The organism is Streptomyces sp. ISL-43 (assembly GCF_018614195.1).
GTDB lineage: Bacteria > Actinomycetota > Actinomycetes > Streptomycetales > Streptomycetaceae > Streptomyces.
On the sequence record NZ_JAGGOT010000063.1, the window covers coordinates 1 to 6,390 of the forward strand.

Genomic DNA, 6,390 nt, shown 5'->3' on the forward strand with positions numbered 1-6,390 from the left:
GGCGGGCCGCTTCGCGGCCCAGAGCCCCGGCCTTCGGCCGGGGCTCCTCCGCTTCGCTTCGGAGAGTTCCGCGCTGCGCGCGGAGGAGAGGACCCCCTCGCTGCGCTCGGGGGCGGGCCGCTTCGCGGCCCAGAGCCGGCCTTCGGCCGGGGCTCCTCCGCTTCGCTTCGGATGATTCCGCGCTGTGCTGGGGGCCGTTCGGGTTCCGCTCCGCTGCACCCGAACGGGGCTTGTTCCGTAGGCCCAGAGGTGCCCAAGGGGTGAGTGCTTGGAAGTGGAGTTCCAGGGTTTGTTCTGAATGGCTTTAAGCAGAGACCCTCCGCTTCGCTCCGGGTTGGGAGCGCGTGGTTTTACTAAATGGCTCTTGGGTGGCTAGAGACTCCTGAAGCTGCCGGACGATGCTCAGTGGGTGGTGGACGAAGACTGGGTGGTTGCTGAAGGCCGGAGCTGATTCCGTTTCTGGTGTCGAGGCCTGGGGCTGGTGTTGGTCTGGGGGTTGGGAGTGATGTGGAGGGCTTGGGGTTGGGCCTGAACCGGCCAACTTGGTTGGAGGTGGGTTTAAGGGTGGTTGGTGATCTGGAGCCTTGGTTCGCTGAGGTGAAAGGTGTCTCGAATTTGGTTGAGGGGTCATTTAGTTAGTGAGACCTCTGTGACCTGCGGGTTTGATGGTGGGCTTAACGGAGTTGAGGTTGTTGGCTGGGTGGGGTGTTAACGGCGTTAAGGGTCTGAAGAGCTGTCTGATTCAAAATAGAGAGTGGATAGAGACGGGAATCAGTCAGATTCTGCGGGGTGTTGGCTTGGGAGTGGGGGGGCTTGGGGTGGGTCAGGGGCGTCTGGAGGGGCTTGGTTCGGGGGCCGGCAGATGTCTGCGGCAGGCGTTGTAGACGGCCTTCAGTACGCGCAGCGCGGCGACCACCGGCCTATAGAAGGTACGGAGATGCGTTGCCGCAGGTCAGAGGGGGTGCGGGGGGAAAGATATGTCCCCTCAGGAGGGACATATCTCGGTGGTTGTGTCGCTTCTAGGGGGACACAACGACGACAAAACGTCAGTGCCGTTGACGTAAAACGCGCTAAAACGTCGGGGCGGCTGACGTTTTAGCGGAGATGTGCCGGTGAACTGGCGGTGGGGTGGGTGGCGTTGGTCGGAGGGGTTCGGCGAGGGGGCTGAGGAGGGTGTGGCTGAGATATGTCACCTGTGAGGGGACACATGACACGCCGAACGTCAACGAGCGTGACACTTGTGTCACCCTTGTTGACATACTGATCTCCGCAGATCAACGGAGTGGAGAGCAGCCTCGTGTCATCAGAGCCACAGCGCCGCCGGGGCAATCCGGTAGGGACCCCGCGTCCCGATCTGCCGGTGGACGACGCGATCTCTGCGTGGAGTCAGCCGCTGGCTCCGGTCAAGGATCTGGACAGCCTCGCCAGGCGGTACCCGACGCGGAAGCTGACTCTGGACGGCGAGCGCAAGCCGCTGGAGTTCTACGGGACCGAGAATCAGCCGAACGCGTTCTCGATGGACAGCCTCGAGTTCTTCCTCGTGATCGCCCAGTACTTCCGGGAAGCGCTGCCTCTGAGGCTGATCCTGCTGCTCATCGCCTGTCAGCGAGCGGGGGGGCGGATTCCGCTCACGCAGGAGGAGATGGCTACCATCCTGGATGTCAGCCGGACGAAGACGTCGGAAGCTCTGCATACGGTGATGTCTCATGGGATCGTCTTCAAGGTGCGGCGGGGTGTGTATCAGTTCAACCCGCCCTACAGTTACCGGGTGGCGGAGTTCATCCCGGGTACCGAGATGACGGGTGAGTTCGTGAAGGTGGAGCAGCACGGCACCATTTCGCAGATTCGTAGCGATACGAGCCTGCCGGACCTGGTGCGCTTCCCCTCGCTGGACCACATGAGGCAGGCCATCGCGGAACTGCGGGCCGAACGGGCAAGAGAGCGCGCTGCGCGTCGGGTGAGCCGGACGAAGCGCACGGGAGAAGGGACGGCTCAGTGAGCACCTTGCGATTCGCTGCGGTCAACGCCGACGGGCTTCTCTCGGACCTCGACCTTCCGCCGGCGGCCTACCGCGTACTGCTGAAGCTGCGTTCGCTCAGTGAGCCGGGCGGGCGGATCCTCATCGACCAGGCGACGGTCGGTCAGATGCTGGACCTGAGCCGGCCGAGCGTGAACGCCGCGCTGCGGAGCCTGGAGTTGGCGAAGCTGGTCAGGAAGATCCGCAACGGGATCTACCAGATCAACCCGATGCTGGCCGGGTACACCTCCTTCGAGGACGCGGTCGCGGCCGTGAACGAGATGGACGCGGACGAGCGGCTGGACGCGCGGGGCTATGTGGCCAGCTACCACCGGGCGGTGGCGGCGTATCAGGACCAGCTGGCCGAGCAGCGCAAGAAGAGGGCGGCCCAGGCCGTCGCGAAGAAGGCGGAAGAGTCGAAGCGGCGTAGGGCTCTGCACGCGGTGGGATGATGACGTGTCGTTTTAAGGGCTTCTGAGGGGTGCTCAGGGGCTTGTGAGGGCCTCGGGGTATCCCGGGGCCCTTTGTGGTTCTCCAGGGGCCCTGAGGGGCGTGGAGGGGTTCTTGGTGCGAGGGGTGCCGTGGGCGCGGACGTCGACGTCCGCGCCCACGGTGCGAGCCGGGACAGCCCTCAGGGGACGAGGATGTCCAGCTCGGACACGCCCGAGGGGGTCATGACGACGGAGACCTCCGTGATGCGGGAGTCCGCGATGGTGAACATCATGACGCGGAAGGTGCCGTCGACGCGGGCGACGACGCCCACGCCGCCGTTGACGAACGCGACCTGCGCGGTCTGGGCGAACTGCGCGAACGTCGCCGCCTGACGGGCCACCAGGGCCGCTCCGCGGACGGCGGAGAGGGCGTTTGCCATGCCGATGTCCGAGCGCGCCACGACATCGGGGTCGAGGACTTCGAGGAGGGCCTCGAAGTCTCCGCCGCGCGCGGCGCTCAGGAACGCGCTGACGATGCGGTGCTGGCGGGTGAGGTCGGGCCGGGGCTGTGCCTCGGCGCCGCGGACCCGGCGGCGGGCGCGGCTGGCGAGCTGGCGGGCCGAGGCGGGGGTGCGCTCGGTGATCAGGGCGATGTCTTCGAAGGGCACGGCGAACAGGTCGTGCAGGACGAACGCGAGGCGTTCGGCGGGGGCCAGCTTGTCCAGGACCACGAGCATGGCGGCGCCCACCGAGTCGGCCAGCAGGGCCTCGTCCTCCGGGTCGCTTGCCGGCCGGGCGACACCGGTGGTGTCGCCGGGGACCGGCTCCAGCGGCCGGACTTCCAGGGGGTCTTCCCGGCGGGACGTGCGGGAGCGGAGCATGTCCAGGCAGATCCGGCCGACCACCGTGGTCAGCCAGCCGGCCAGGTTGTCGATCTCGGCGGCGTCGGTGCGGCTGAGGCGGAGCCAGGCCTCCTGGACGGCGTCTTCCGCCTCGCCCAGGGAGCCGAGCATCCGGTAGGCCACTGCCCGGAGTCGGGTGCGTTCCTCTTCGAAACGTTTCGCCAACTCGTCGTGCTCGTTCACGGGTCGATCCTGCCTTCCGGTGGTTCGGCGGAAGGCAATTGTCGGTCAGTTCCAGGCCGCGCCGGCGATCTGGCGGGTCGCGAGGTTGATGCGGTTCCAGAGGTTCACGGTGGCGATGGAGAGGATGAGCGCGGCGAGCTGCTGCTCGTCGTAGTGCTTGGCGGCCTCGTCGTAGACCTCGTCCGGGACCGCGTTGCTGGTGTCCGCGGTGCGGGTGACGGCCTCGGCGAGGGCCAGGGCCGCGCGCTCGGCGTCGTCGAAGTACGGGGTGTCGCGCCAGCCGGCGATCGCGTGGATGCGCTCGTCGGTCTCGCCGAGCTTCTTCGCGATCTTGGGGTGCATGTCGAGGCAGACGCCGCAAGCGTTGATCTGGCTGGCGCGGATGTGGGCGAGCTCCAGGGTGCGCTCGCTGACGCCGGTGGCGATGACGGCCTTGCCGATGCCCAGGAGGGCCTGCATGGCGCCGGGGACGACGGCGGCCGGGTTGCCCATGCGTGCGTTCATCGGGACTCCTTCGGTGTGGGGGCTCGGTGCCCCGCTCGCTGCTACACCGGTATGACGGAGCCGGTCGCGCGGATGTGACAGCGCTCCGCGGATTCCTTCTAGAAGTTGAGCTCGACGTAGTCGATGTCGGTGAACTCGACGAGGAGGCCCTGGGCGCGGGCGCCGTGGTCCTTGAAGTAGATCTCCTGGAGGCCTTCGGCCGCGATGTGGCGGAGCTGGGCCTCGTTGGCGCCGGCCTCCTGGGCGGCGAAGAGGCGTGAGGCGTACTCCGGGGGGAGGTGCTGGGTGATGCGGCGCATCCGGCCGTCGTCGGTGGTGCCGGGGGCGGCGCTGAAGCCGAAGCGGGCGCGGGTCTCGATGACCAGGCCGGTCTGCTTCGCCGCCTTGGCACGGGCCCGCTTGCGGACCAGCGGCTGCCAGCGGCGGCGTACCTCGCGCTCCAGGCGGGTGGAGAGCGCCGGCTTGGGCTGCTTGATCTGGTCCTTCACGTACCGCTCGACGGTGCGCCGGGAGATGGCGAGGAGGTCCGCCACGGCCTTGGTGGACTTGAGCTGCTTGACCAGGTACCGGATCTGGGCACCCGCGGACTTGGGGATGGGACGCGTGAAGTTCAGTTCGTCGGCGCGGTCGAGGCTGTCGCTGATCTCGGACATGGGTGGCTCTTACTCTCCGTCGGCCGCGGCGTCGTGGCCCTTGATGTGGCGGGCGGGGTTGTGGCGTTCGTCGAGCATCTGAACGGCCCAGAGGAGGGGCTGGGTGCCCTCGTGCTTGACCATGCCGGGGCTGACGCCGAGGCGGAATCCGCCGGGCAGCGGCTTGCCCTCCGGGGTGCGGGGGAGGAAGTCGAGGGGGCTGGGGCCGTCGGAGAGGTAGACCGCGCAGTCGGAGAGGACGGCGATGGGGTACTCGCCGGCTTCCGTCGCGAGCTTGCGCATCTTGCGGTGCATGTTGACCCGGGCCGTGGAGATGACGGCGGCGCGGATGTCGGGGCGCCAGGTGGGGCGTTCGAGGGCCGGCCAGCTTTCGCCGGGGCGGTAGCCGGCGCCCTGCGGGCGTTCGCGGAGCTTGCCGATGCCGCCCTTGACGGTCGACTTGATCGCGGAGAGGACCGCGGCCGGTGACGGGTTGTGGTTCTTGTCTTCCTTGTACTCCGCCATTGCCGTGAGGAACTCGGCGTCAGTGAGGGCCGCGTGCACGCCGAGCTCCGCCATGGTCGCCATGTAGGCGTCGCGCAGGCGGGTGTACCAGGCGTCGAGGTACGGACCGTGGTCCGGGCGGAGCCAGGCCTCGGTCGGCTGGACGGAGAGGCCGAGCTCCTGGGCGTAGGCCAGCGTCGGAGTGGCGTACCAGGCGGGGCCGGTGGGCGGGCGGCCGTGCGGGGTGAAGGGGCTCGGGAGGCGGGGGTCGAGCTCGGCGGTGGAGAGGTCCGCCAGCCAGCAGCCGGGCAGCTTCGGGTCGAAGCGGGGGCGCGGGGTGTGCACCGCGGGGCCGATGCCGACGAGGAGGCGGTTGGCGGCGGCGGCGAAGGCCATGTTCACGTCGATGCCGACGGCGTGGGTACGGACGCACTCGGCGTCGGTGAGGAGCTGCGCATCGCGGATCCAGTCGTACGCCTCTTCGTCGAGGACCTGGTCCGGGGTGCGCTGGTGGGCGCGGGGGTAGAGGGCCGCGACGACCGGGTGCTCGTCGGGGGCCTCCGGGGGAGCGGGGTCGACGGGGCGGGTGAGGGAGCCGGGCACCGGGGCCGAGACCCAGGCGCCGGTCGCCTCGTCGCGGGCGGCTCGGGTCGGGGGGCGTAGCGCCGTCATGAGTTCCAGGCCGGAGACGGCCGTGGAGCCGCGCGGGGTGATGACGCGGGTGGCGTAGGAGGTGAGCAGCTCGGCGAGGTCCGGGGCGGGGAGCTCTGCGGTGTCCTCGCCCCAGGCACGGGGGTCGAGGGCACCCCAGGGGAGGATCGCGAGCTGGACGCACTGGCGGCCGGTGGTGGGGGTGGCGGGGCGGTAGATGCGGGGCCAGGGGCCGAAGCCGCGACGGGTCAGCTGCCACTTCGCCTTGGTGAGCTGCTTGATGACGGGGTGGTTGTCGGGGAGGCGCAGGCCGCGGCGGTCTTCGAGGACGAGGGGGAGGCCGAGGGCCTCCGTGGCGGCGGGGGTGAGTACGAGGAGGGGGTCGCCGTCCTTGCCGTTGCGGTGGAGGCGGGGGGAGCGGAGGTCGGCGGCGGGGCTGAGGGCCCAAGTGATGAGGGCGGGGAGGTCGGTGGCGGGCGGGTCGAGGATGAGCCCGCCGGCGGCGTGGGCCTTGCCGGTGCCGTCCAGGACGGCGAGGGGGCCGTTGCCTGCGAGGGGGGTGGTGG

General features: G+C 69.1%; 6 protein-coding genes. 2 read left to right on the top strand and 4 right to left on the bottom strand.

Features of this window, described 5'->3' with window-relative positions; all coding sequences use genetic code 11:
- Positions 1-1,360: 1,360 nt before the first annotated feature.
- Both J7F03_RS32525 and J7F03_RS32530 read left to right on the top strand, forming a co-directional pair.
- Positions 1,361-1,999, top strand: coding sequence for a hypothetical protein (locus tag J7F03_RS32525; RefSeq protein WP_308380048.1), 639 nt, complete (start codon positions 1,361-1,363; stop codon positions 1,997-1,999).
- Positions 1,996-2,469, top strand: coding sequence for a MarR family transcriptional regulator (locus tag J7F03_RS32530; RefSeq protein WP_214955897.1), 474 nt, complete (start codon positions 1,996-1,998; stop codon positions 2,467-2,469). The genes J7F03_RS32525 and J7F03_RS32530 overlap by 4 nt, the downstream gene beginning before the upstream one ends.
- Before the next feature lie 179 nt (positions 2,470-2,648).
- Here the strand turns inward: J7F03_RS32530 and J7F03_RS32535 are convergent, their stop codons facing one another.
- The 4 genes from J7F03_RS32535 to J7F03_RS32550 form a co-directional block, all read right to left on the bottom strand.
- Complete coding sequence (locus J7F03_RS32535) at positions 2,649-3,533, bottom strand: sigma-70 family RNA polymerase sigma factor (protein ID WP_214955899.1); 885 nt, start codon at positions 3,531-3,533, stop codon at positions 2,649-2,651.
- 45 nt (positions 3,534-3,578) lie between these two features.
- Entirely contained in the window at positions 3,579-4,037 is a 459-nt protein-coding gene (locus J7F03_RS32540; RefSeq protein ID WP_214955901.1) for a carboxymuconolactone decarboxylase family protein, read from the bottom strand.
- A 98-nt stretch (positions 4,038-4,135) separates the two neighbouring features.
- The gene (locus tag J7F03_RS32545; RefSeq protein ID WP_214955903.1) at positions 4,136-4,690 is read right to left on the bottom strand and encodes an XRE family transcriptional regulator; all 555 of its coding nucleotides are present in this window, start codon (positions 4,688-4,690) and stop codon (positions 4,136-4,138) included.
- Positions 4,691-4,699: 9 nt separating this feature from the next.
- A partial coding sequence (locus J7F03_RS32550) for a transcriptional regulator (protein ID WP_251072835.1) occupies positions 4,700-6,390 on the bottom strand: 1,691 nt, incomplete at its 5' end.

Excerpts from the sequence above, each read along its gene's own strand:
- J7F03_RS32540 (WP_214955901.1), bottom strand. The coding sequence starts at position 4,037 with ATGAACGCACGCATGGGCAACCCGGCCGCCGTCGTCCCCGGCGCCATG.
- J7F03_RS32545 (WP_214955903.1), bottom strand. The coding sequence starts at position 4,690 with ATGTCCGAGATCAGCGACAGCCTCGACCGCGCCGACGAACTGAACTTC.